The sequence below is a fragment of the Erythrobacter sp. BLCC-B19 genome, assembly GCF_028621955.1.
In the GTDB taxonomy this organism is placed as follows: Bacteria; Pseudomonadota; Alphaproteobacteria; order Sphingomonadales; family Sphingomonadaceae; genus Erythrobacter.
Genome location: NZ_CP117516.1, coordinates 697,832 through 720,605 on the forward strand (window position 1 = coordinate 697,832; position 22,774 = coordinate 720,605).

The window sequence follows — 22,774 nt, forward strand, 5'->3', positions numbered from 1 at the left end:
AGATGCCTAGCCGAGGTGCGCGGGCCCGAAGGCGTGCGGCAGCAGGGCTGACAGCGTCACCCGCCGCACGTCGTCCTTGCTGACGCACAGCACCAGCGGGTCGGTCGCGCCAAGGGCCGCGACTTCGTTCAGCACCTGACGGCAGCGGCCGCAGGGGGTGATCGGCTCGCGGTCGGCCTTGAGGCCCACCACCGCAACGGCGACCAATCCGCCGCGCCGCCCTTCGCCCATCGCCTTGGCGATCGCGACCGTCTCTGCACACAGGGCAAGGCCGTAGCTGGCGTTCTCGACATTGCAGCCGGTGATCACCGCGCCGTCATCGAACAGCAGCGCCGCGCCCACGGGGTAGTCGGAATAGGGCGCGTAGGCGTTTTCGGCCGCAGAATAGGCGGCAGCGATCAGTGCCGTTTCTTGCGCGTCCGAAAGGCTCATTTCTGCACCACCACCCATTCGACCGGCTCCGCGCTCGCCTCGGTCACACGCGCCGAGTTGGCGCTCCATAGCAGCCACGGGCGGCCCGCATAGTCCGGCCGCGCCCGATCCCGCGCCAGCCACAGGTCGCGGGCGAGCGCATTGGCGGTGTTGTGCCGCGCCTGAAACGCGGGCGACAATTTGAGGATCGCAGGCTTGCCGGCGTGAATCTCGATCTGGTTGATCAGCGTCATCAGCTCGCTTTCCGCCGCGGCATCGCTGACCTTGGGGTCGCACCCGTCCGCCAGCCGGGCGAGGCTGATCGCGGGCGGCAGCAGCTTGGCATCGCGCGGCACCATCTGCGCGAACATCCCGCTCTGCGCGTCGGCCCCGGCGCAGGGGTCGAAATCGAGCACCACGCCGACCTGCAAGCCCGCCGCGCGCGCTGCGGCGAAGCGATCGGCAAACCCGCCAGGTGCGCCCGGCGCCGGGCCGCCCACCAGCGGCAGATAGACAAACCGCGCACCGATCGCTTTCAGGGTCGCAAAACGCACCTCGCCCCCGCCCGCGGGCACCAGCGCGCCCTGTTCGGGATAGGCGGCCTCGTCCGGGTGCCAGCTGCGCATATCCCACCACAGCCAGGCGGCAAAGGCGAGGCCCACCAGCACCACCACCGCCGCCAGCCGCAGCAACCAGCGCCGCGACGCCCGGCGCGCCCCCGACTTGCGCCCGCGTGCCATGCCTCAGCCCTTGATGTGGAGCACGCAGATCAGCGTGAACAGCCGCCGCGCGGTGGCGAAATCGGTATCGACCTTGCCTTCCAGCCGCTCCAGCAGCAGTTCCGCCGCATTGTTGTGGATGCCGCGCCGTGCCATGTCGATCGTCTCGATCTCGGCCGGGGTCGCCTTGCGGATCGCCTGATAATAGCTGTCACAGATCGCGAAATACTCGCGGATCGGACGCCGAAAACGCGCCATGCCGATCAGCAGCGTCTCCAGCAGCTGGCCGTCGGTGCCCGATATATCCATCACCAGCCGCCCGTCGGTGACAGACAGGTGCAGGTGATAGGGCCCCGGCGCCCCGCGCTCGGCGCTGCGCAGCGGCTTGAAGGTGTTTTCCTCGATCAGGTCATAGATCGCAACGCGGCGTTCCTGCTCGACATCGGCATTGCGCCACAGGATCGTCGCCTCATCGAGGGTGACCTGGGCAATGCGCTGCGCACCCGCAGCACCGGGCGCGGGAGAAGGCGGCAGGGAATCGGGCGGCGTGTCGGCCATGATGTGCTGCCTTCGCAGATGCAGGGCACGCACTTCAAGCACTTCAACACGCTCTCCCCACTATCCACAGCGTGAGAAATAAATATTGCTGCCTTTCGGCCTTGCACTGAGCCCCTGCCGAAGCGCATCAGGCCGCCATGGCCGAACCCGAAAAAGTGACTCCGATCAAACCGCAAGCCGCCGAGGGCGACGTGGTGGCACGCAAGCTGCCCGCCAATCTCGAGGCCGAGGCCGCGTTTCTGGGGGCGGTGCTGATCGACAACCGGGTGCTGGAGGAATTGCAGGTGCCGATTCGGCCCGAGCACTTCTTCGAGCCGCTGCACGAACGAATCTACATCCGCATCCTCGCGTTGCTGGAACGCAACGCCACCGCCTCGCCCGTCACGCTGCGCCCCTATTTCGAAGCGGACGAGGCGCTGCGCGAGCTGGGCGGCACGTCCTATCTCGCCCAATTGACCGCCAGCGGCGCAGGCCTGCTCGCCCCGCGGGAACTGGCGCAGCAGATTTACGACCTTGCCCTGCTGCGCGAGCTGGTGAGCGTGGGCCGCGGGCTGGTCGAGGGCGCGCTCGACACCTCGCAAGACACCTCGCCGATGGATCGCATCGCGCAGGCCGAGGCCGATCTGTTCAAGGTCGCCGAGGGCGCAGCGACAGGCCGCGAGGCATCGACCTTCCGCGAAGCGGCGATGCACGCGATCAAGCTCGCCGAAGCGGCGATGAATTCGGGCGGCGGCCTGTCGGGCAAGACCACCGGGCTTGCCACGATCGACCAGAAGACCTCGGGCCTCCACAATTCCGACCTCATCATCCTCGCCGGGCGTCCGGGGATGGGCAAGACCTCGCTGGCCACCAACATCGCCTTCAACTGCGCCGAGAAACACCTCGAATGGCAACGTGACGGAGGCGAGTTCAACTATGGCGCGCCGGTCGCCTTCTTCAGCCTCGAAATGAGCGCCGACCAGCTGGCGACGCGTATCCTCGCCGAACAGGCCGAGATTTCCTCGGAAGCGCTGCGCAGCGGTAAACTCAGCCGCGAAGACTTCCAGAAGCTGTCCTACGCCAGCCAGCGGCTTGCCGAACTGCCGCTTTATATCGACGATACGCCTGCGCTCACCATCGCCGCGCTGCGCACCCGCGCGCGGCGGATGAAGCGGCGGCATGACATCGGCCTCATCATCGTCGACTACCTGCAGCTGCTGCAAGGTTCGGGCCGCGCCAACGACAACCGCGTGAACGAAATCTCCGAGATCAGCCGAGGCCTCAAGACGCTGGCGAAGGAATTGCAGGTTCCGGTGATCGCCCTGTCGCAGCTCAGCCGCGCGGTCGAAAGCCGCGAGGACAAGCGGCCGCAGCTGTCAGACCTGCGCGAGTCCGGCTCGATCGAGCAGGACGCGGACATGGTGTGGTTCATCTTCCGCGGCGATTATTACCACCTGCTGGTCAAGCCCGACACGCCCGACGCGAGCAGCCCGCCGGACGTGCAGGAGAAATATCGCCTGTGGGAAGAGAAGTTCGAAGGCCTCGTGGGCCGCGCGACGCTGATCGTGGCGAAGCAGCGCCACGGCTCGACCGGCAACGTGCCGCTCCACTTCCAGAGCGACATCACCAAGTTCACTTCGCCCAATTACAAGGACTATTCGGATTACGGGTACGAGTAGCCGGCGGGCCTAATTCCTGAGGCCGTCAAGGTGATCGCTCATGTCGCGGTCATGCTTCAGCGCGAGATCGCGGAAGGCGGCGGCGACGGTGTTGATCTCGGTCTTTCCGGCACAGCTATGCTGGCTCGCTTCCATGCGCTGTCCGCCTGCGGCCGTCTCGATCCGCAGGTTCGCCCCGTCCATGCAGATCCGGTTGTCCGAACCATAATAGGGCAGCGCCGCGAGGCGTTGCAGCGCGGCCTGATCTACCAGACGCGCGATCGTCTCGGCCTCGCCGGCGGAAATCTCGACTTCCTTGCGCCGCGTCTCCATCGCCCCGTCGGCGGTCCGGTGATAACCGGCCATCGCCATCCGCCAGCCGCCTTTGTAACGGAAGATGATCACCTGCTGGGCCGCAGGGAACGGCGTCAGGCTGGCGCTGAAGGTTGCGGCATAGGCGGGCGCACCTTCCAGCCAATCATCGCACACGCCAAGGGTGAAGCCATTGCCTGATCGCGGCTCAGCCGGGCACGGGGCGGGAAGGACTGCGGGGCTCGTCATCAACAGGCTGGCGATCAGGCTGGCGATCATGACTTGCTCCCTTTTGAATGTGCGTCGTGCGACCGATCATCGCAGACAGCCCGCTGCCAAACAACGATAATTTCTTGCCGGAGCGACAGGCTGAAGCACCGGAGACCGCTTGGAAGACCGGTTCGTAGCCTCAGGCGCTCAACGCGCTCTGTTCCACTGTATGCCGGGATCCGCCTGCCTCGGCCTTGGCCTGATAGAGCGCGCGGTCGGCGTGTTGGAACAGGGCTTCGGCATCCGCGCCGTCGGCGGGCCATTGCGCCACGCCCACGCTCGCGCCGACATGGACCGGCACGCCCTCGATCATGTGCGGCCGCACCAGTGCGATCAGCAGGCGCTCGGCCAGCGGGGCATCGCAGAGCGGCGAGTGCGGCGGGATCAGCACCGCGAATTCATCGCCCCCCTGGCGCACCACGAGGCCATCCTCCCCGATGCATCCGTGCAGCCGCTCGGCCACGCTGCACAGCAGCTTGTCGCCGAAGGCATGGCCATAGCGGTCGTTGACGGGCTTGAACCCGTCGAGATCGAGCAGCGCGAGTTTGAACCCCGACGCATCTGTCCCCTTGCGCAGCAGACCGGCGATCCGCCCGTCGAGCGCGCGGCGGTTGGCAAGGCCGGTGAGCGGATCGGTATGCGCAAGGTCGCGCGTCTGGTGCTGCAATTGCAGCAGGTCGACCAGCATCGCATGGCCTTGCAGGATGAACCGCACGAGGATCAGCGTGGCGAGCAGCAGGCTGGTCGCAGCAGCCACCTCCGCCGGGCGCCCGGACAGCAGCATCAGCGCCGCAATCGGCACCACCCCGATCACCAGATTGAGGATCGCGGCGAAACGGATCGAGGACAGGCAATAGGCGGTCGCCAGCGATCCCATCGCGATGATCATGGCGAAGGCGGCATGGGTTTCGGGCGGGGAGGCGAACCAGTTGATCACCGCCCACGTGCTGCACATCACCCCCACCCAGCCCGAAACGCTGGCGGTCTTGCCCACCATCAACTGCGCGCGGCGCAGGCTCAGGTGGCGGCGACGGCTGATCCGGTTCTCGATCAGGCCAAGCACGCACAGCACGGCGAGCAGCGCGGGCATCCCGTATCGGATCCCCCAGTGAAGATCGGCCGCCCCCGCCCAGGCCGCCGTCGGCGTGGTGGCGAGCAGCATCAGATACATGACGGTGCTCTGGGTCTCGACCCGCCGGGCGCGCAGCACGGTGAAGTCGTCGCGGATCGCCTCCGGGATCGGCGGCATGATCCGCTGGCGCAGGCTGGCGATGTCCCCTCTCATTCCCGAGGGGGTAAATCGCTGTGGTAAAATCCGGGTTAACCGCAAGGGAGCCGGCAAGCTAACGGCAAGAAATGGCGCGCCTCGCCCTGCGGCTAATTCCCGCCCCCGTCCTGCGCCACGACATTGCCGATCGCGATGGCGGAGAAGGCGAGGCTGGTGACGGTGGCAAGGAATTCGCGCAGCTCGGCCCCCGGCGCGGTCGAGACATAGATCACGTCCTGATCCCGGATGCGGAAATCCTGCGCGACAAAGAACCCGCGCGCGTCCGACAGGTCGAGCCGGTAGACCACCGGCACCCGCCCGTCTCCGGTCAGCGGCGTGGCGGCGCGCTGGGCCGGGTCGAGCGCGGCCGGGTCTTCGAGCCGGAAGATGAAGACGCCGCGGATGCTCGCCTTGTCGTCGCGCAAGCCTCCCACGCGGGCCAGCGCCTGCGCCAGCGATATGCCGCGCCCTTCGAAGGGGATTTCGGCGCTGCGGGCCAGCGCGCCCATCGCGATGAAGCTGTAGGGCTGGTGCAGCACGGTCACCACGTCCTCGGGCTTCATGCGGATGTTCTGCGCCGGATCGGCGATGATCGCTTCCAGCGGCATCGTCGCCGAGGTGCCAGCGCGGCTGACCTTGACGGTGGTCTGATGCACCGGCGCGCGCGGCCCTCCGGCGCTGGCGAGGATATCGAGCAGCCGCTCTCCGCGCGGCCCGAGCGGCACCCGCCTGCTGGCAGCGACCTCGCCCAGCACGGTGACATTGCGCGAATCGTTGAGCGCCAGCCGCACGCTCGCCTGCGGATCATTGGCGCGGCCCCTGAGCCGGGCGATGATCGCGCGTTCGACCTCGGCAGGCGTGCGCCCCCCCACCGCAATCGGCCCGGCGAAGGGCACGGTGATGGTGCCGCCCGCATCGACCACCTGGCTCACCACGGCGCGGTTCTGCGCCCCGGCATCGAGCCCCGGGATCACCCCGCCGCTGCCGAACAGCACGGCGGGCGGCGCTTCCCACAAGGCGATCTCCAGCGTGTCGCCCGGCCCGATCAGCCACGCCCCCGCCCCACCATCGCCGAGCTGCGCTGCAAGGCCGAGCGAGCTTTCATAGGCCGCCACCCGGCTGCGGCTGGCGGGATCGAGCGGGATCAGCGCGATCTGCCCGCCGGCATAGTCCTGCCCTTCGATCCGGGTGATCTGCCCCGCCGATGGCCCCGCCGCACCAAGCGACGTGCAGCCCGCCAGCAGCGCGGCAAGCGTGGCGGCAAGCAGGGCGTGCAGGGGAAGAGGCACGCTCATGCCGCCCTCGCCGTCGGAGCAGGGGCGGGGGCATCATCCCCCGTGACGGCGACCGAGCGGGACGGCGGCGGCGCAGTGCCGAGCAATCCGGCATAGAACCCCGCCAGCCGCGCGCGATAGGCTGCCGCGCTGAACCTTTCGGCCTGCACCAGCCCCGCGCGCGAAAGCTGCGCCACCGCCGCGTCATCACCGTCGAGCGACTGGATCGCCTGCGCCAGCGCCCGCGTATCAAGCGGGTCGATCAGCAGCGCCGCCTCCCCCGCGACCTCGGGCAGCGACGAGGTATTGCTGGTCACCACCGGCGTGCCGAGCGCCATCGCCTCCAGCACCGGCAGGCCGAAACCTTCGTAGAGCGAGGGGAACAGCACGCCCCTTGCCCCCGCAATCACCGTCGCCAAGGTCTGGCGCGGGAGATAGCCGAGCCAGCGGATGCGCTGCCCGCCGTCCAGCTTGGCCAGCTGCTCGATCAGCGCCACATCGCGCGCGCTGCCCCAGCCGGGCGCGCCGACGATCACCAGCGGGTGCGGCGAACCGCTGGCGAGATGCGCCTCGATCAGGCGGGCGACGTTCTTCTTGGGCTCGATCGCGCCGAAGAACAGATAATAGCCGCGCATAGGCGCGCCCAGCAGGCCTTCGACCTCGCGCGCGATCTGCGCTTCGGGAACGCCCGCCATCAGCGCGGCGATATCGGTCGACTGGTAGAGATTGGTCACGCGCCCCTCCTCCACCCCGAGGATGCGGATGATGTCGGCGCGCGAATGATCGGAGACGGTGAGGATATGATCGGCCTCGCGCACGATGCGGCGCATCAGGGCAAGGTAGGTGCGCTTGCGATCGGCGGTGGTGTGCGGCAGGCGCAGCGGCACCAGATCGTGCAGCGTGTAGACATTGGCGGCCCCGCGCGCGGCGATCGGCAGGGGGTAGGTCCAATGCGCCAGATCGGCGCGCGGGGCGGTGATGCGGGTCAGCCGCCCGCTCAGGCGGAACGCGCCATGGGCGAGGCCATAAAGCTGGGCGGCATTCCAGTATCGCGCCCCCGGCACCGACAGGCCCGGCGGCAGGATCACTTCGCCCGACAGCGCGATTTCCTCGATCCGCCGCCCGGCCAGCACCCCGCGCGCGGCCAGCGCCACCTGCCCCGCCAGCCCCGGCTTGCGCGCTGCGGCGCCTGCGCCTTCCTCGCCTTCGGCCAGCGCGATTTCGTGGAGCAGCGGATCGCCGCCGCGACCCGTGCGAGCAGCGAACAGCAACCCGACCTCATGCCCCAGCCCCGCCGCCGCGCGGGCGAGGTTGCGGCCATAGGTCGCCACCCCCGTCCCGTGTGGGCGGACGATGTTGTAGGCATCGATCAGCACCGCGCTCATGCCGAGACACCCGGAAAGGTGGCACCAGCTTCAACCATAGCGGTAGCAATCCGCCATGAACCTCTCGCGGATTTCCTCGGTGAAAGCGTCGCGCTGCTTCTTCAGTCGCACCTCGGTCGCGAGCTTGCGGCCGACCGGCTGCACCTCAAGAAACCGCAGCGCCTTGCGCAGTTGCACCGCGAGGTTGGCGCTGAAATCCTCGTATTCGATCAGGTGCGGCACGATCCCGGCCTCGGCGAAGAAGTCCTCCCACGCGACATCATGCGTCACCATCTCGCGATAGCATTCGCGGATCTCGTCATAATCATAGGCGATGCGCGGCTCGTCACTCCTGTCGAAGACGTGCCAGCGGCCCGATCGCCGCGCGCGCCAGAAGCTGATCGCCTGGCGCACCTTGTCGCGCCGCTTGACCCATAACCACCTGGCATCGGGAAAGCAGCCCGCCAGCACCGCGCTATCGGCCCGCTCAAGCCGCAGGCAGCGCGCCAGATCGTTGCGGTGCGGCCACATGATCTTGGCCGCGAGCAGTCCGTCCTCCTGCGTCGCCCCGATCGCTGCCACCGCCTTGCGGAACGCGGCATCAGGGGCAGGCGCGCTCTCCCAGATCATGTTGAACTTTTCGAGGCTGAGGCCGACGATCCCGTTCTGGCGCAGCAGTTCAGCCACATAGGTGCTGCCAGACCGGAAGGTGCTCGCAAGCAGGACGGTGCGCTCCACCCCGGCGGCGGCGAGCGCCTTGCGCATGATCTGCACGCGGGAGTTGAGGGGGCGCGACGGTGCAGGAACCGCCTTCGCCACCGCATCGGGCGCAAGCTGCTCAACCGCACGCAGCGCGGGGCGCACAGCAGCCCGTCCGCTCATCGCCGCACCAGCAGGACATCGGTATAGTCCTGCGCCATCAGCCATTCGGTCGTTTCCGGATGATCGAGCGGCCCCGCGCCCAGCACGATACGGTGCGGGGTGAAGCCTTCGAGCAGCGCCAGCACATCGCGCGGCGCGATCCCGGCGGCCTGCATCTGGCGCGGCGACCATTCGAGGATGAGGTGCAGATCGGGGCTGCGCGCAATCACCTCGCGCGCGCCGCGCAGCACGGTTGCCTCATGGCCCTCGACATCGATCTTCATCAGATCGACCGCCAACCCCGGCGGCAAGACCGCATCGAGCGGGCGGACCTTGACCGTGATCGTGTCACAGGCCAGCCCCTCGGGCGCGGACAGGCTCGCATTGGCGCCGCGTTCGCGCGGGATATGCAAGAGCAGCTCCGCCTCGGCCTCGCCCAGCGCGATGTCGTGCAGGGTGAGCGGCGCGATCGACCAGTTGATGTCGCGGTTCCGGCGCAGCAGGTCGCACAGCTTGGGGTTCGGCTCGACCGCGATCACCTGTCCGCCCCCGCCCGTGCCGATCAGATTGGCGGCGAGAACCGAGAAATAGCCGAAATTCGCGCCCACATCGACCACCACCGAATCGGGGCGGCACAGGCTGCGGAACAGGTGCGAGATGTCCGCCTCCCACTGGCGATAGACCACCATCTGCGGGGCGATGATCAGATCATGCGGGTCGATGAAATATTTGATCCCGTGGATCGTCTGGGTCAGCAGCGAGCCATCGGGAAACGGCACGGCGAACGGCCCGACCAGCTGGCGGGTTTCCCGCACCAGCCGCGTCATTTCGTCAAGCCGCTGGGTCAGGGCCGTGATCTGATCCTGCAAAAGCGTGTGCTGGGGCATATCCATAGATCAACTCGTCGCAATGAAATCATTGGGTTGCGGGCGGCGCGAGAGACGCGGGCGCAGTGCGATCATGGTGTCAGCGGCCCAGTTGTCTTCCACATCACCAGGGGCGAGCAGCCGCAATCCGGCGGCCCGGCAGCCCTCGCGCACCGCTGGCAGTGCACCGGCTCCGGCGGCCTGAGGTGCCAGCACGCGCGGACGGATCACCGCGCGCGACGCTTGCGAGAAGGCCGCGCGGGTGGCGGGCCAATCGGCAAAGCCGCCGCGCAGCAGCAGCAGATGCGGCAACACCTCGCGCGGTTCGCCCAGCTGTGCGGCAAGGCGACCCGCCTCCTCTGCCGCAATCGGCACGCCAGCGAGCATGGCTGCCAGCATCAACCCGTCACGCTCACACATCCACGCCTCCCCGCTTGGCGATGATCGCGCGGTAGAATTGCGCCACATCGCGGGCCATCACCTCGTCCGAGAATCGCGCCTGGAACGCGGCATGGCTGCTCGCCGCCAGCGCCGCGAGGCCTGCCCGGTCGGTCGCAAGCGCCGACAGCCTTGCGGCGGCACCGGCGACGAAGGCCTCCTCGCCCGCAAACAGAAAGCCCGACACGCCATCCTCGACCACTTCGGCCAGCCCGCCCGAGGCCAGCGCCAGCACCGGAGTGGCCGCCGACATCGCCTCGATCGCGACAAGGCCGAAGCTTTCAAACCGGCTTGGCATCAGCACCACATCGGCAGCGGCATAGAGCGCTTCGAGCGTGCCGCGTTCGACCTCGCCATGAAAGACGAGGCGGTTCTCACGCCCGAAATCCTCGGCGATCTGCGCGGTGAGCGCGGCATCGGGCAGCGCGCCGACAAATTCGAAGCGCAGCCTCCCGTCACTCTTGAAGCGGGCGGCCACTCTGAACGCGAGATCATGCCCCTTGCGCGGTTCGAACCGGCCCGCGAACAGCACCCGCAAAGGATCGCCGCGCTTCAGCCGCGCCAGCTTGTCCTCCAGTGCCATGCCCAGTCTTGCGAGGATATCGGGCGTTCCATGCGGAACGATCTGCGCCCGCCCATCCAGCGTGACGGCATATTCGTCCTCGATCTGGCCGATCACCGCCTGACTATTGGCGAGGATGTGCGGCGCCTGGCGCAGCGCGCGCGTTTCGGCGGCGATCATCGGTTCGACAAAGCTGCGGCCATAGATCACCCGCGCGCTCCATTCCGGCTTGAACGGTCGGGCGAGGCGGTAGGAGGTGTGCAGGCTCAGCACTGTCGCGACCTCGGGATCGTCAAGCACCGGCAGCGCCTCCAGATCCCAGATCGGGAAGGACACGAGATCGAGCCCGAAGGTCTTGAGAAAGGCGATCTCGCGCATCACCGCGGCCATCCATTCGGCAACCCCGGCGCGCGGCACCTGATAGGCGGCCGCCAGCGCCTCGGCCTCGTCGGGTGCGGCGGCGATGGAGTGATACCAGATGCCGCCCACAAAGCGGCGGCTGGGCAAGTCCTTGGCGCGGGTGATGATATGCACCGCCACGCCCTGATCACGCAGCCCTTCGGCCAGCAGCATCGTCCAGCGCGCGATCCCGGCCTCGTTATCCGGGGGCAGGCCTTGGCTGACCAGTGCGACGCGCAAGGGCGGGGGCTGAGAGGAAGGCAGGAAGGCGCCTGCCTCAAGCGCGCCATGCGCAGCCAGATCGCCGCACCGCTTGCCTTCCAGCCGGGCGCGGCTGACGGCTTCCATCCCCGCTTCGGTTCCGGCCTCGACATCGCTGTCGAGCGCCTGGCGGTGATGCGGCGAAATCTCGCCATGTTCCTCCAGCCAGGCGTTGGCGCGGCGCAGTTCCTCGCAATAATCCTGCAAGGCCTGCGCAACCTTGCCATAGCCCTCGGCCCGGCCATGGTGGTTGATGAAATAGGTCTTGCTGACGACCGACGGGTAAAGCGTCTTGGCCTTGCGCGTGCTCGACCGGATGTGGCTGGCGGCGAACTGGTGGAAGATCAGCGCGGCCGGTTCATAGACCACACTCCACCCGGCATCGACCAGCCGCAGGCACACATCGGTCTCGTCGAGCAGATAGGCGAAGGTGTGATCGAACCCGCCGATCGCCGCCAGCGCATCGCGCCGGAAGCTCGAATTGGTGCCGAGCAGGCTGGGATAGAGCGGCGTGCCGGGCCAGTTGAACACCCGCTCGTCAAAGCTGTCGGGCGGGAAATAGGCATTGCCGAAGCGGTCGCACACCGTCTTGCGCACCTGCCAGCGCTGGCCGGTGTTATCGACCGTGAAGCCCCCCGCCCCGCCCACTGCCGGATCGGCAAAGGCCTTGGCGAGATAGCGCAGCCACAGGGGGTGCGGCACGGCATCGTCATCGAGGAAGGCGACGATATCCCCCGACGCGGCGGCGATCCCGACATTGCGCGACACCGAAAGGTTCGCCTCGGCGCAGCGCAGGTGCTTGATCCGCCCCTGCCAGCGGGCCAGCACCTCTTCCGAATGGTCGGTCGACGGGCCGTTCACCACCACCAGTTCGAAGGCGGGGTAATCCAGCTGCATCACCCCGGTGATCGCATCGTCGAGCAGATCGGCGCGGTTCAGGGTGTTGATCACCACCGACACCGGGGGCGAGGCGGCATCAGGCAGGAAGCGGCTCACAGCTCATCCTCCCGCAGGAGTTCCAGCCAGACGCGGTTGACCTTCTCGAACCGACCATCGGCGATCATCGCGGCGGCGAGTTCATCCAGCGTGCCGCAGCTGCGCAGCAGGGCGAGCTGTTCGTCATCGGCGACATCCTGCGCGTCCCAGAATAACCGCGCCAGAGCCAGCAGATCGGGGCGTCCGGGCGCCTGCCGGTGCAGCGCCGCAGGCTCGCGGAAGCGCAGCGGCCAGCGCCCGGGATCCGTGCCCTGCCGTTCCATCACGAAGGCGAAATGCGGGCGCACGTCCTGCGGTGGTGCGCCAAAGGCAGCGGCGGTGCGATAGGCGATTTCGGCCAGCGCGAAATAGCCCTGCTCCTTCAGCATATGCGCGAGCTGCGTCCAGTAGCTCGCCTCATAGGGATAGAGCTTCAGCGCCGCGCCATAGGCATCGGCGGCAGGCTTCCAGTCGCCCGCGTCGCGCAGGGCATCGCCCTCGGCGATCAAGGCGCAGAAGGCGGGATCGGCCAATGCGGCGGCCTGCGCGCTATCGAGCAGCGCCTCGCGGCTGGCGAAGGACAGCGCAGGCGGCGCGCGGCGCGGGCTGGTGGGTTCATCGATCCGCGCCGGGCGGCGACGCGGGGCGCTGAGCGCGAACATCTCTCGGGCAGGCTTCATGCCGGAACTCCTCGGTCAGCCTCAGGGTGCGTCGCGGGTGCTGGGCCGGGGTGCGCAAGCGCAAGGTCGACGCACACCAGCCAGTCCTCCCCGCATTGCCGGGTTTCGGCCATCGCGCGAGTAAGGGGCTTTACGGTGCTGTCGAAGTCGAGGAAGGCGAGCGCCTCGGTGCCGAAGGCGCGCGCGACATCGTCCCAGCCATAACCGCGCGCGAAGTTGACCTCGCACACCACCTTGGGCCGGAACCGGGCGAGGATCGGGTGCAGGCTTTCCAACACCGCGAGCTCCGCGCCCTCGACGTCGATCTTGATGAAATCAACCCGTTGAAAATCATCGGGATAAAGCTGGCCGAGCGGCACCTGACTGACGCTGCCGTGCCTTGCGAGGAAGGCGGAATCCTCCCCCGGCAGCAGCAGGCGGCCGTTCTTGGGCTCACCTGTGGGCACGAAAAAGGGGCGTGCGCCGTGCTCTCCAGGGGCGGCCAGAGCGATCTGGCGCGCCTCGGCACGGGGGGCAAAACCATTGACCTGGATGCTGGCGGCAAGGCAGCGAAAAACCTCCGGATTGGGTTCAACCGCCACAACCCGCCCGCCCGGCCCCACCAGATCGGCCGCGAGCAGCGTGTAGTAGCCAAGGTTCGCGCCGATATCGATCACCGTGTCGCCCGGACGAATCGCGGCGGCGAAGTGGCGGGTGAGCCAATATTCCCAATAGCCTTCGAACAGCATGTGCGGCGTGAAGCCGACATCATCGCCAAGCGCGAAGAGCTTCAGCCCGCCCAGCACCTGACACAGCAGGGTGCCGCGCCCGAGATACTGGCTGCGGGTGCGTTCGATGAAATGGGCCTCGGCCACCGGGCGCGGCTGATCGAGGAGGATGCGGCGCAAATTGCTCATGCGGGGGCGGGCTCCGGCGTGGTGGGGGTGGTGAGGATCGGCCAGCCGCTGGCGGCCCCTGCTGCGTCGAGCGCCGCCAGCACGGGCGCGCCTTGCTCCAAGGCATCGGCCATCACGCGCGCATCGGCACCCATCAGCCGGGCAAGATCATCCCGCCAGCCACCGCGCAGCGGCGCGTCCTCGCCCGGCACCAGCGCGATCGCAGGAGGCAGGGCAGATGGTGACGCATCGGCGCGCGCGGCCAACGCAGTGAAGACCTCGACAAGGGTTTGTTCGCCGCGCATCCATTCAAGCGCGTCAGCCGCATCGAGACGCGCGGTGCCATGGAGCGCGGCGGCGAGCAGCGCGAGATCGGGGAAGCCGGGGGGCTGCTGCGCGGTCGGGCCATTGTCGGGCGCGGCGATGGTTGCCGCTTCGCCCTCGACGGCAACCGCTGCCACGAACGGCGCGAGCGCGCGCACAGGCTCGCCATAGGCTGCCGCAGTGCGATAGGCGATTTCGGCGCAGGCGGCCTTGCCCTGTTCGCGCAGCACATGGCCAAGCTGCGCCCAATAGCTGCGTTCATGCGGGTGGAGCGTCAGCGCAGCGGCATAGTCGCGCTCGGCCGCGGCCCAGTCATGCGCATCGCGCGCGGCATCCCCGGCGCGCACCAGCGCCATGAAGGCCGCATCGGCATGGGCGACCCGGCGCAGCGCCTCAATCGCGGCGAGCCGCCGGGCGAAGGACAGCGGCGCGGCCGGACTGGCGACATCATCCGCCCCCGCCGCCATCCGCGCGAGAAAATGATCCTGCGCTTCGTCGAAATCGGCAAAGTCGGTCAGCCGCCCGCCATCCAGCACTGCCCAGCGGTTGCAGTGATCGCGCAGGTAGCCCGGATCGTGCGAGATGATCATCATGGCCCGCTCGCCGCGCTTGTCGAACAACTCGTAATTGCAGCGCTCGTGAAACCGCGCGTCGCCGACCGCGGCGATCTCGTCGATCAGGAAGCAGTCGAACTCGATGATCATCGAAATCGCAAAGGCCAGCCTTGCCCGCATCCCCGAGGAATAGTGCCGCACCGGTTCGCGCAGATATGCCCCCAGCTCGGCGAAGCTTTCGACAAAGGCGAGGTTCGCGTCAGGATCCTGCGCATAGAGGCGGCTGATGAAGCGGACATTGTCGGCCCCGGTCAGCGCGGGCTGGAACGCACCGCCAAAGGCCAGCGGCCATGATACTGACATGCCCCGCGTGATCCGCCCGGCGGAGGGCTGCTCCGCCCCGCCGACCAGCCGGATCAAGGTCGATTTGCCCGCCCCGTTGCGCCCCAGCACGCCCAGCCTTTCGCCCATGGTGAGGGTAAAGCTGACATCATCGAGCACCCGGCGCGGGCCGCTGCGGGTGCGGTAGGTCTTGGCGATGCGGTCGGCGACGATCATTCGGGCACCGCCCGCCGCGCCGTCCAGCGCACCGCGATCAGCGCGGCAAGGCTCAGCACCCCTGCACCGGTCAGCGCGTAACCGGCCGAGAACACCGTCGCCACCCGCGAGCCGAAAAAGCCCTCGCGGATCATCTCCACCCCGTGCACCATCGGCAGCAGCAGCACGATATCCTGCGCCTGCTTGGGCAGCCCGCTGACGAGGAACGCCGCGCCCGAAAGCGGGAACAGCAGGTAGGAGGCCGGGTGCCACAGCTTGTCGACCAGCTCAAACTCGTGGCTCAAGGCACCCAGCAGGATCGCCAGCGCCGCGCCGAACCACGCGATCAGCAGCCAGCCCGCAATCACCATCAGCACATCTTCGGGCGGGGTCAGCCAGCCGCCCAGGATGAACAGGCTGCCCAGCACCATGAACGAGATCGTCGCCCCGGCGAATTCGATCAGCACCCGCGCCAGATAGATGTCCAGCACCCGGACATTGCGGTGATAGAGCAGCGCCAGATTGGCCATCAGCGCGCCGATGCAGCGCCCCGGCATATTGCGCCACAAGAGCACGCTGGAATAGCCCGTCAGCGCAAAGGCGACGATCGGCAGGTCGCTGCCGTGGACCGCCTTGGTCGCGGTCCACAGCGCCGTCACCCCGAGCGTGAACAGCATCGGTTCGACGAACAGCCACAGGAAGCCGATATTGTGCCGCCCGTAGCGGGTCAGCAGCTCGCGCACCAGCAAGGCGCCCAGCACCCGGCGATGCACGGCGAGGCTGGCGGCCAGAGCGGGAACAGGCGGCGGCGGCGGGAGGGGGGCGGCTTCGGCCATGCTCACTCCCGATGCTCGCGTACGCCGACCAGCAGCATCGCCGCCACACCCCAGGCGATCAGGCCCAGCGCAAAGGTCGCCGCCACCCCGCGCAGCCGCCGCGGAAAGGCGGCATCGTCGGGCAGGCTGGGCTGGGCGATGCGTTCGACATAGGCCTGCTTGCGGCGCGCCTCCGCGGTGGCCTCCTGATAGGCGGAGAGCGCCACGGCGAGCTGCTTTTCGGCAAACTCCGATGCCAGCCGCAGCTCCTGATAGCGCACCGAGGCCGCCGACAATGACCCGCGCCCGCCCGCCAGCAAGGCGGTCTGCGCGTCGATCTCGCGCTCCAGCTTGCGGATCTGGGTGCGCAGATAGGGGATCTGTGAGGCCTGCGGGGTGTAGGTTTCGAGCTGCAGCAGCTGGGTCTGCCCGGCGATCAGCTGGTCTTGCAGCTTGCCGATCATCTGGAGGCCAGCGCTCGCCTGCAATTCGGGGTCGATCACGCCTTCCGCATCGCGATACGCCCCGAGCGCCAGCGCCGCATCCCGTGCGGCGGTGCGCGCGCGGCCCAGCTCCGCCTCGGCGAGCGCGATGCCATCGCGCCGCGCGCGTTCGGACAGGTCATTGACCAGCACTTCGGAGGCTTCGAGCAGGCGGCGGTTGATGGTCTGCGCGCTGACCGGATCGAAGGCGCGCACGGTCAGCACCGTCACCATGGTCTGATCGGCTTCCTCGGCGGCGACGGAATCGCGGTAATATTCGAACAGATCCTCGCCCGTGTCAGCGCCCAGCCCGCCGAAGCGGTCGAGCCGGAACACGCCGTCATTGCCCCAGGCGCGGGTGACGAGGCCATCGACATTGACCGCTCCCAGCGCCTGGCGCGAGGCGATGAATTCGCTCACCGCCGCGCTTTCCTCGCTCGCGCCGACGATGTTGCCCCCGCTCAGCACCACGCCCAGCGGGGAGAGGTTGGGCTTGGTCGGGCTGCGGACGATGAAGCGGCTTTCCGAGACATAGACGTCGCTGGCGAAGAACCCGAAATAGAGCGCGGCGAGCAGTGTCGGCACGATCACCAGCGCGGCAAACAGCGGGTCGAGGGCGCGCAGCCGCGCCAGCAGCCGCGCCGCAAGGCTGGGTGCGGGCACAGCCGCCCCCGCATCGCCGAGCGCGGGCAGGATCGGCGCCATCCGCATCAGCGCCGCCCTCCGGCCACAGCCCGGTCGGGCGCGATGGGTGCGGGCCAGTCCACCGCCGGCTGCGCGCGCTCCGCCAGAGTGATCGGCACCGGCCGCAGCAGACGTTCGAGCCAGGCTTCGACCAGCGCGAAATGATCGCGCCAGTCGGGCGCGCGCCAGGCGCGCAGCATCGCCAGCTGGCGCTGCCGCTCCGGCCCGTCGGCGGCGAATTCGCGGATCATGCGCAGCCATGCTTCGCAAGCCGCAGGATCGAGATAGGTCGGCACCGCGCCCCCGATTTCGCGGAAAGCGGCAAGATCGCTCGCGATCACCGGCACCCCGAGCCGCAGCGCCTCTGCCACGGGCAGGCCGAAGCCCTCGGCCCGGCTCGGCGCAAGCAAAGCGCGCGCGCCGACCAGCGCGCGGGCGATGGCATCATCATCACACTGGTTGCGGATGGTAATGAAGCGGTGGAGGTAGGGATCGCTGCGATAGCGCCGCCGCACCGCCTCGCTTCCCAGCCCCCAGCGCCCGATCAGCTCCAGCCGCGGCGCGCGCTCCCCCAGCTGGGCGATCAGCCGCTGCCACACATCAAGCAGCAGCATATGGTTCTTGCGGGTCTCGATCGTGCTGACACAGACAAAGGTCGCGCGCGGCGGCAGGCCGGGGGGCAGGGCCGGAACAGGCAAGTCCGTCGCGCCAAGCGGTGCTTCAAGCAGCGGCGGCAAGCGAAGCCCTGCACTATGCGCATAGGCGCGGATGGCTGCGGCGGTGGCGTGGGAATTGGCAATGATCCCGCTCGCCGCCTCCAGCGCGCGGCGCACCCGTCCTTCGTGGCGCGCGGTCTTGTGCGCGGTGGTAAAGTCGGGATGCGCGATCGGGATCAGATCGTGCAGCAGATAGACCGGCCGCACGCCGCCTGCGCGCAGCCAGCCATGGTGCGCGTCGCGATCAAAGTCCGAATGTGAGACGTTGAGATAAAGCGCCCCGGGCGTGGGCGCAGGCCCAGCACCGCTGGCGACAACCTGCGCGGCGAGCGCGGCAAGGCGGCGGCGGAACCCCTCCCCCGGCGCTGCGAGCAGATCGAACAGCCGGGCCGAATGGGCTGCCGAGAGCACCCGCGCGCGGCCACGCACCTGCACCACCGCCTGGGTCTGCGCGCGCGCCGCAAAATGCGCGCGATAGGCCTCGCACACCCGGTCGATACCGGTCGGCATCCGCCCCGCAAGACCGCGCGCGACCATGCGGCTGCAATCGAACAGGATCGGCAAACCGGCCCGCATTGTCATGCCAAAGCCCCTTGCGACTCCGCCGCGGACGGGGCCGCATCAAGGAACTGCGGTGCTTGCGCGCGCGCCAGTGCCAGCATCGCAGGCTCGTCGACATCGATCCACCAGTGCCCGGTCACATCGAGGCTATCGGCCAGCCCGCGCGCGGCGAGGTTCTGCATCCCGTCCGACAGGCTGCCTGCCGCACCGCCCGCCACCGCGGCGCGGATTGCGCCGGCAAGATCGGGCGTGGCAATGAAGGCGCCGCAATCGACCGCGTTGCGCTGGGTCAGGTGCTTGCCGATGGCGGCGATCAAGCCAGTCGCGCGGGTGCGCACCCAGGTTGCGTCAGCCGGATCGATTGCCGGGCCATCGCACGCCCGATCAATCGCCAGCAGCGCGCCGGTCTGACGGCGCGTCCCTTGCGCAACCAACCGGGCGAGCAGGCTGGCCGCAAACAGATGGTCGGCCATCATCAGCAGATAATTGCCCTCGATCTGCGCGGCCCCGGCCAGCACCGAGTGGCCATTGGGCCGCGACCAATCGGCGAGGCGGCAAGGCGTGATCGGCACGCCGCAGCGCTCGGCGATTGCAGGCAGGTGCGCCTCGATCTCTTCGGCGCGGTGACCGGTCACCACCACGGCGCGGCGCACCCCCGCACGGGCTGCCTGCCACACGCCCCATTCCAGCAGGCTTCGGCCGGCCACCATCACCAGCGGTTTGGGTTCGGCCACGGACTGAGCCAGCCGGGAGCCATAACCAGCAGCAAGGATCAAAGCGTTCATGGCAAGGACGACCTCGAGCGGGAGAGAGAACGGGGGCGGCGTGAGGCAGGGCGGGATCGGATCGGCGGCGCGCGGGCTCCTATTCGGCGGCGTCCAGCTGCGGCACCGCGCGCGCATCGAGAAGGGCGAGCGCGGCATCCTCGGCCATCTGGCGCGGGGGGTGCTTGCAGTAGAAGGCGCTCTCGGCGATCAGCGCGCCGCCCTCCCCCCGATCCCGCGCAAGCTTGCAGAACCGGATCGCATCGACCACGCAGGCGGCCGCATTGGGGCTGTCCTCGACCGAGAGGCGCAGTTCGATATGCATCGGCACCCCGCCCCAGCCGGCCCCTTCCATCCGCAGGAAGCAGATCTTGTTGTCCTTCTGCCAGGGGACATATTCGGCCGGGCCGATGCGGATATCGGCATCTTCGAGCCGGGCGGCGAGCGCGGCCTGCACCGCTTCGGTCTTGGATTCCTTCTTGTCGGCCAGCCGCTCGCGATCGAGCATATTGAGGAAGTCGGTATTGCCGCCGGTGTTGAGCTGATAGGTGTGCGCCACCTCGACCCCGCGCGCGGCGAACAGTGCGGCCAGCGTGCGGTGGATCACCGTCGCCCCGATCTGCGCCTTGATGTCGTCCCCCACGATCGGCAGGCCGCGCTGGCGGAAGCGCGCTTCCCAGCCTGCGTCGCTGGCGATGAAGACCGGGATCGCATTGACCACGCCCACCCCGGCTTCAAGCGCGCATTCCATGTAGAATTCGCTCGCCGCCTGCGAGCCGACGGGAAGGAAGTTGACCAGCACATCGACCCGTTCGCGCCGGAGCGCGGCGATGATCTCGGCCGCGCTTGCCTCGGGCACGGCGGCGGGCTGGAACCCGCGTTCTCCCGCAGCGGTCATGTGCGGAGCGACCCCATCAAGGATCCGGCCCATCATCACCGGGGCAGCGGGTGACGCAATATTTCCCTCGAAAATGGATGTATTATTCGGCGGAGCGAAAATCGCTTCACCGAGCGGACGACCGATCTTGCGCTGATCGACGTCGATCCCAAGCACAAACTGCACATCGCTGACCTGATATTGCGCGATGCGGCTGAAGATACGACCGGCACTTTCGGACTTGTTGCGATAATGCTCCACGCCCTGGACGAGGGCGGACGCACAATTTCCCAACCCGACAATGGCAGTCCTGATCGTGTTCATGGGGTGTTCCTGTAATACTTCGACAGGGGTCTGCGAATTGCGCATACCTGTCAATCCGCTGGAATTGCGGCAAAAGCCACTGCCGCAGCCTCCAAAATGGGTCAGATTGGCGCAGCGTGGACGCATCCGGCAGCGGTGTTGCGCGCGGAATTCTGCGGGCCAGGCCGACAACCCCGGAATTTCCCCTAGCGGCTTATCCGGAGGTGCCGGAGGGGCGCAGGTGGCGCATGAGGATGCGGCCAACCGCACCGAATTTCCGACCATCGGAAACGGATCAAAATTCTGTTGTTTAAGGGAAAAATGCCCGATTCTCGGCCAATCAACATCGCGCTCGATTGCCGCTACCTCGGCCCCCGGCCCAGCGGGATCGGCGAAATGGTGGCCGCGCTGGTCGCGCATCTGCCGGGGATGGCGCCCGACTGCCGCTTCACGCTGCTGCGCGCGGCGGATGCGGCAGGCCCGCTCAGCGGGGCGGCCAATGTGCGCGAGGTGGTGGTGCGCGCGGCGGCCAACGGGCCGGTGACGCTGGCGCGCCTGCCGTTGGCGGTCGACCTCACCGGGATCGACCTGTTTCATGCCCCGGCGAACATCCTGCCAGGCGGGCTCAGGATGCCGAGCATCACAACGGTGCACGACATCATGTGGCTAACGCATCCAAAATGGTGCAATCCCAGCCTCTGGGGTCGGGTCGAGCGGGTCTTCTATGGCCACGGGATCACCCGCGCGCTGGGCCGATCGGCCCGGATCGCGACCGTCAGCGCCGCGACTCGCGATGCCATCGCCGCCCACGCCCCCCACGTCGCAGGCCGGCTTGCGGTTATCCCTTCGGGTGTCGCGGCGGACTTCACCCCCGTCCCGCGCGATCCCGCTGCGCTCGCCCGGATCGGGGTGCCCAAGGGGCGCCGCTTCGTGCTCATGGTCGGTCAGGGCGCACCCTACAAGAACCACGCGATGGCGCTGCGCGCCTTCGCCGCCGCGCTGGGCAGCCGCGCGGGGATCGATCTGGTGCTGGTGCGCCGTCGGGGGGCGAGCGGCGCCGGGCTGGAGCGGCTCGCGCACCGGCTGGGGGTGGCGGGCCGGGTGCATATCCTCCCCGCCGTTGCCCGCGCCGATCTGGTGCAGCTTTATGCCGGAGCAGAGGTGCTGCTCCACCCGTCGCTGTGCGAAGGCTTCGGCCATCCGGTGGCCGAGGCGATGGCCTGCGGCTGCCCGGTCATCACCAGCGACGTCAGCGCCATGCCTGAAGTCGCGGGCGGAGCGGCGGTGCTGGTCGACCCCGGCGACATTGGCGACATCGCCGCCGCGCTGATGCGGGTGACCGGCGACATGACCCTGCGCGCGGCCTTGCGGCAACGCGGGCTGGCACGGGCCGCGATGCTCGACTGGCAGGCCTGCGCGGCCGGCTATCTGGCGCTCTATCGCAGCGTGCTGGCGGAACAGTCCCCGGCGGTGCGGCTGCCCGTTCCCGCCTGAGCCTGCGCATCGGCCAGCGCGCCTGCAAAGGCCCGCCGCACCCGCACCAGCGAGGCGGCCAGCACGAGGCCCAGCACCACCACCTCGAACACGAAATACCACTGCGGCCGCCCCGCCCACATCGCCGCGCCCACTGCCAGCGTGCGGTAATTGGCGCTGAGCGGACTGATCGGGCCGAGCCACGCTGGCCCGCGCGCGCGCATCGCCTCGCGCAAAAGCAGCGCGCGTGCCGGATCGCGCACCGCCGCCAGCAGCGGGGCGCTGTGGGGCACGATCAGCCCGGTGAGCCAGAGGTAATAGGCGACGAAAGGATGCCGCCGCGCCGGCGCTGCTTCGCCCGCGCCGGCTTCGGGCGTCTCGCTCGCCATCCAGCCGGTGCCGTGAACCGCCAGCGCATATTGCCGCCGCGCGCCTTCGTAATGCGCGGCCTGCACCACCCGGCTAGCGCCTGCCGCCAGCATCAGCGCCCACGCCGCTGCACCGATCTGCCCCGCCGCCAGCGCCCCCAGCGTCAGGTAGAGCACGATGTGCCCGGCATAGTCGCAAATGCCGTCGAACAGCTCGCCATGGGGCGAGGCACAGCCCTTCATCCGCGCCAGATCGCCGTCCGCGCCGTCGAGCACGTGCCAGCCCATGTGCAGCGCGAGGCCCAGCAGCACCAGCCCCGGCCCTTGCGCCATCCCGTAGGCGAGCGCCGCAAGCATGATCGCCAGCGCACCCGCCGCCGAGACCATATCCGGCGTTACCGCCGTCGGCGCAAGCGCCCGCGCCAGCCGCGCGGCGAGCGGATGATAGGCCCACCTGTTGAGCGCATCCTCCAGCTCGGGCGGACGGCGCGGCGGCCTGCCGGTGGGCGGCGAGGGGAGGCGCGTGCGGATCGCTGCCGGTTCTGTCACGCAAATGCCCTTCCGTAGAAACGCGGAATTGCCGCCGC

At 68.6% G+C, this 22,774-nt stretch carries 22 protein-coding genes; 2 read left to right on the plus strand and 20 right to left on the minus strand.

Going from position 1 to position 22,774, the window contains the following annotated elements; genetic code table 11:
• Nucleotides 1–6: 6 nt before the first annotated feature.
• The 3 genes from PS060_RS03055 to PS060_RS03065 are packed head-to-tail and all read right to left on the minus strand — an operon-like array spanning nt 7 to nt 1,688.
• The gene (locus PS060_RS03055; RefSeq protein WP_273985374.1) at nt 7–432 is read right to left on the minus strand and encodes a cytidine deaminase; all 426 of its coding nucleotides are present in this window, start codon (nt 430–432) and stop codon (nt 7–9) included.
• Nucleotides 429–1,151 carry a glycoside hydrolase family 25 protein gene (locus PS060_RS03060; RefSeq protein ID WP_273985375.1) on the minus strand — a complete coding sequence of 241 codons (723 nt, stop codon included), beginning with the start codon at nt 1,149–1,151 and terminating at the stop codon, nt 429–431. The genes PS060_RS03055 and PS060_RS03060 overlap by 4 nt, the downstream gene beginning before the upstream one ends.
• Nucleotides 1,152–1,154: 3 nt before the next feature.
• Nucleotides 1,155–1,688, minus strand: a complete 534-nt coding sequence (locus tag PS060_RS03065) for a UPF0262 family protein (protein WP_273985377.1) — start codon at nt 1,686–1,688, stop codon at nt 1,155–1,157.
• A 137-nt stretch (nt 1,689–1,825) separates the two neighbouring features.
• Between PS060_RS03065 and PS060_RS03070 the strand changes: the two genes are divergently transcribed.
• Nucleotides 1,826–3,346, plus strand: coding sequence for a replicative DNA helicase (locus PS060_RS03070; protein WP_273985378.1), 1,521 nt, complete (start codon nt 1,826–1,828; stop codon nt 3,344–3,346).
• 9 nt (nt 3,347–3,355) lie between these two features.
• Here the strand turns inward: PS060_RS03070 and PS060_RS03075 are convergent, their stop codons facing one another.
• The 16 genes from PS060_RS03075 to PS060_RS03150 form a co-directional block, all read right to left on the minus strand.
• The gene (locus tag PS060_RS03075) at nt 3,356–3,916 is read right to left on the minus strand and encodes a hypothetical protein (protein ID WP_273985380.1); all 561 of its coding nucleotides are present in this window, start codon (nt 3,914–3,916) and stop codon (nt 3,356–3,358) included.
• A 130-nt stretch (nt 3,917–4,046) separates the two neighbouring features.
• Entirely contained in the window at nt 4,047–5,192 is a 1,146-nt protein-coding gene (locus PS060_RS03080; RefSeq protein WP_273985381.1) for a GGDEF domain-containing protein, read from the minus strand.
• A 92-nt stretch (nt 5,193–5,284) separates the two neighbouring features.
• Nucleotides 5,285–6,469: a polysaccharide biosynthesis/export family protein gene (locus PS060_RS03085; protein WP_273985382.1), complete on the minus strand. Its 1,185-nt coding sequence runs from the start codon at nt 6,467–6,469 to the stop codon at nt 5,285–5,287.
• Complete coding sequence (locus PS060_RS03090; RefSeq protein ID WP_273985383.1) at nt 6,466–7,833, minus strand: glycosyltransferase family 4 protein; 1,368 nt, start codon at nt 7,831–7,833, stop codon at nt 6,466–6,468. The genes PS060_RS03085 and PS060_RS03090 overlap by 4 nt, the downstream gene beginning before the upstream one ends.
• A 30-nt stretch (nt 7,834–7,863) precedes the next feature.
• Nucleotides 7,864–8,694, minus strand: a complete 831-nt coding sequence (locus PS060_RS03095) for a Stf0 family sulfotransferase (protein WP_273985384.1) — start codon at nt 8,692–8,694, stop codon at nt 7,864–7,866.
• Nucleotides 8,691–9,560 (minus strand): FkbM family methyltransferase, encoded by an 870-nt coding sequence (locus tag PS060_RS03100; protein ID WP_273985385.1) that lies wholly within the window; start codon nt 9,558–9,560, stop codon nt 8,691–8,693. Before PS060_RS03100 ends, PS060_RS03095 begins: the two co-directional genes overlap by 4 nt.
• 9 nt (nt 9,561–9,569) lie before the next feature.
• Nucleotides 9,570–9,959 carry a hypothetical protein gene (locus tag PS060_RS03105; RefSeq protein ID WP_273985386.1) on the minus strand — a complete coding sequence of 130 codons (390 nt, stop codon included), beginning with the start codon at nt 9,957–9,959 and terminating at the stop codon, nt 9,570–9,572.
• A complete protein-coding gene (locus tag PS060_RS03110) occupies nt 9,952–12,195 on the minus strand; it encodes a glycosyltransferase (RefSeq protein WP_273985387.1) in 2,244 nt (747 codons plus the stop codon). Before PS060_RS03110 ends, PS060_RS03105 begins: the two co-directional genes overlap by 8 nt.
• On the minus strand, nt 12,192–12,854 hold the full coding sequence (locus tag PS060_RS03115; RefSeq protein ID WP_273985388.1) for a hypothetical protein: 663 nt from the start codon (nt 12,852–12,854) through the stop codon (nt 12,192–12,194). Before PS060_RS03115 ends, PS060_RS03110 begins: the two co-directional genes overlap by 4 nt.
• Nucleotides 12,851–13,750: an FkbM family methyltransferase gene (locus PS060_RS03120; protein WP_273985389.1), complete on the minus strand. Its 900-nt coding sequence runs from the start codon at nt 13,748–13,750 to the stop codon at nt 12,851–12,853. Before PS060_RS03120 ends, PS060_RS03115 begins: the two co-directional genes overlap by 4 nt.
• Nucleotides 13,747–15,165: an ABC transporter ATP-binding protein gene (locus PS060_RS17005; protein ID WP_337960232.1), complete on the minus strand. Its 1,419-nt coding sequence runs from the start codon at nt 15,163–15,165 to the stop codon at nt 13,747–13,749. Before PS060_RS17005 ends, PS060_RS03120 begins: the two co-directional genes overlap by 4 nt.
• Nucleotides 15,162–15,980: an ABC transporter permease gene (locus PS060_RS03130; protein ID WP_273985390.1), complete on the minus strand. Its 819-nt coding sequence runs from the start codon at nt 15,978–15,980 to the stop codon at nt 15,162–15,164. The genes PS060_RS17005 and PS060_RS03130 overlap by 4 nt, the downstream gene beginning before the upstream one ends.
• Nucleotides 15,981–15,982: 2 nt before the next feature.
• Complete coding sequence (locus PS060_RS03135; protein WP_273985391.1) at nt 15,983–17,152, minus strand: hypothetical protein; 1,170 nt, start codon at nt 17,150–17,152, stop codon at nt 15,983–15,985.
• The gene (locus PS060_RS03140; RefSeq protein WP_273985393.1) at nt 17,152–18,423 is read right to left on the minus strand and encodes a glycosyltransferase; all 1,272 of its coding nucleotides are present in this window, start codon (nt 18,421–18,423) and stop codon (nt 17,152–17,154) included. The genes PS060_RS03135 and PS060_RS03140 overlap by 1 nt, the downstream gene beginning before the upstream one ends.
• Nucleotides 18,420–19,187, minus strand: a complete 768-nt coding sequence (locus PS060_RS03145) for a phosphocholine cytidylyltransferase family protein (RefSeq protein WP_273985395.1) — start codon at nt 19,185–19,187, stop codon at nt 18,420–18,422. Before PS060_RS03145 ends, PS060_RS03140 begins: the two co-directional genes overlap by 4 nt.
• A gap of 79 nt (nt 19,188–19,266) precedes the next feature.
• Nucleotides 19,267–20,367: an inositol-3-phosphate synthase gene (locus PS060_RS03150; RefSeq protein ID WP_273985396.1), complete on the minus strand. Its 1,101-nt coding sequence runs from the start codon at nt 20,365–20,367 to the stop codon at nt 19,267–19,269.
• Between the two features lie 300 nt (nt 20,368–20,667).
• Between PS060_RS03150 and PS060_RS03155 the strand changes: the two genes are divergently transcribed.
• Nucleotides 20,668–21,840, plus strand: coding sequence for a glycosyltransferase family 4 protein (locus PS060_RS03155; RefSeq protein ID WP_273985397.1), 1,173 nt, complete (start codon nt 20,668–20,670; stop codon nt 21,838–21,840).
• Here PS060_RS03155 and PS060_RS03160 read toward each other — a convergent pair.
• A complete protein-coding gene (locus tag PS060_RS03160; protein WP_273985398.1) occupies nt 21,783–22,736 on the minus strand; it encodes a CDP-alcohol phosphatidyltransferase family protein in 954 nt (317 codons plus the stop codon). The two genes, PS060_RS03155 and PS060_RS03160, sit on opposite strands and share 58 nt — an antisense overlap.
• Between the last annotated feature and the right edge of the window lie 38 nt (nt 22,737–22,774).

Coding starts and splice junctions, on each gene's coding strand:
- PS060_RS03150 (WP_273985396.1), bottom strand. CDS start 20,367: ATGAACACGATCAGGACTGCCATTGTCGGGTTGGGAAATTGTGCGTCC.
- PS060_RS03140 (WP_273985393.1), bottom strand. CDS start 18,423: ATGACAATGCGGGCCGGTTTGCCGATCCTGTTCGATTGCAGCCGCATG.
- PS060_RS03105 (WP_273985386.1), bottom strand. CDS start 9,959: ATGTGTGAGCGTGACGGGTTGATGCTGGCAGCCATGCTCGCTGGCGTG.
- PS060_RS03095 (WP_273985384.1), bottom strand. CDS start 8,694: ATGAGCGGACGGGCTGCTGTGCGCCCCGCGCTGCGTGCGGTTGAGCAG.
- PS060_RS17005 (WP_337960232.1), bottom strand. CDS start 15,165: ATGATCGTCGCCGACCGCATCGCCAAGACCTACCGCACCCGCAGCGGC.
- PS060_RS03075 (WP_273985380.1), bottom strand. CDS start 3,916: ATGATCGCCAGCCTGATCGCCAGCCTGTTGATGACGAGCCCCGCAGTC.
- PS060_RS03120 (WP_273985389.1), bottom strand. CDS start 13,750: ATGAGCAATTTGCGCCGCATCCTCCTCGATCAGCCGCGCCCGGTGGCC.
- PS060_RS03065 (WP_273985377.1), bottom strand. CDS start 1,688: ATGGCCGACACGCCGCCCGATTCCCTGCCGCCTTCTCCCGCGCCCGGT.
- PS060_RS03055 (WP_273985374.1), bottom strand. CDS start 432: ATGAGCCTTTCGGACGCGCAAGAAACGGCACTGATCGCTGCCGCCTAT.
- PS060_RS03060 (WP_273985375.1), bottom strand. CDS start 1,151: ATGGCACGCGGGCGCAAGTCGGGGGCGCGCCGGGCGTCGCGGCGCTGG.
- PS060_RS03085 (WP_273985382.1), bottom strand. CDS start 6,469: ATGAGCGTGCCTCTTCCCCTGCACGCCCTGCTTGCCGCCACGCTTGCC.
- PS060_RS03130 (WP_273985390.1), bottom strand. CDS start 15,980: ATGGCCGAAGCCGCCCCCCTCCCGCCGCCGCCGCCTGTTCCCGCTCTG.
- PS060_RS03155 (WP_273985397.1), top strand. CDS start 20,668: ATGCCCGATTCTCGGCCAATCAACATCGCGCTCGATTGCCGCTACCTC.
- PS060_RS03135 (WP_273985391.1), bottom strand. CDS start 17,152: ATGCGGATGGCGCCGATCCTGCCCGCGCTCGGCGATGCGGGGGCGGCT.
- PS060_RS03145 (WP_273985395.1), bottom strand. CDS start 19,187: ATGAACGCTTTGATCCTTGCTGCTGGTTATGGCTCCCGGCTGGCTCAG.
- PS060_RS03080 (WP_273985381.1), bottom strand. CDS start 5,192: ATGAGAGGGGACATCGCCAGCCTGCGCCAGCGGATCATGCCGCCGATC.
- PS060_RS03070 (WP_273985378.1), top strand. CDS start 1,826: ATGGCCGAACCCGAAAAAGTGACTCCGATCAAACCGCAAGCCGCCGAG.
- PS060_RS03115 (WP_273985388.1), bottom strand. CDS start 12,854: ATGAAGCCTGCCCGAGAGATGTTCGCGCTCAGCGCCCCGCGTCGCCGC.
- PS060_RS03090 (WP_273985383.1), bottom strand. CDS start 7,833: ATGAGCGCGGTGCTGATCGATGCCTACAACATCGTCCGCCCACACGGG.
- PS060_RS03100 (WP_273985385.1), bottom strand. CDS start 9,560: ATGCCCCAGCACACGCTTTTGCAGGATCAGATCACGGCCCTGACCCAG.